This window comes from Photobacterium sp. R1, from assembly GCF_054600795.1.
In genome coordinates this window covers 1-308 of record NZ_BAAHZP010000352.1, presented here as the reverse complement: position 1 = coordinate 308, position 308 = coordinate 1, and the positions used below count along the sequence as shown (strand labels likewise).

Annotated in this window: 1 protein-coding gene; it reads right to left on the bottom strand. The window is 51.6% G+C overall.

Annotated elements, in window-relative coordinates:
- On the bottom strand, positions 1 to 223 hold a 223-nt coding region (locus tag ACYP03_RS25380; protein ID WP_459782586.1), incomplete at its 3' end, for an HPP family protein.
- Positions 224 to 308: the final 85 nt, after the last annotated feature.

Here is a 308-nt window from a genome sequence, read left to right as displayed (position 1 = left end):
TGACAAAAAACACCCCGATGAATGCCGTTAGCAAATGGCCGGCTATGACATTTCTGGGCTGTGCTAACGGGCTGTCCGGTACTCCGAATACCAACACCGCCGTCGCCCCAAAAGGGGCCATCAGCCACAAGCCGGCCGACGTCAGATCCTCTGCCAGCGACAAAAATCCGATAGCGACTGCCGCACCCAGTCCTGACATCAGCGCCATTCCGTATTGATTCATGTTGTACTCCTTTCCAATAAAAGGTAGACCGATCTGTCTACCAAGAAAAACAGAGTAGACAAGTCAGTCTACTGATGTCAAGATG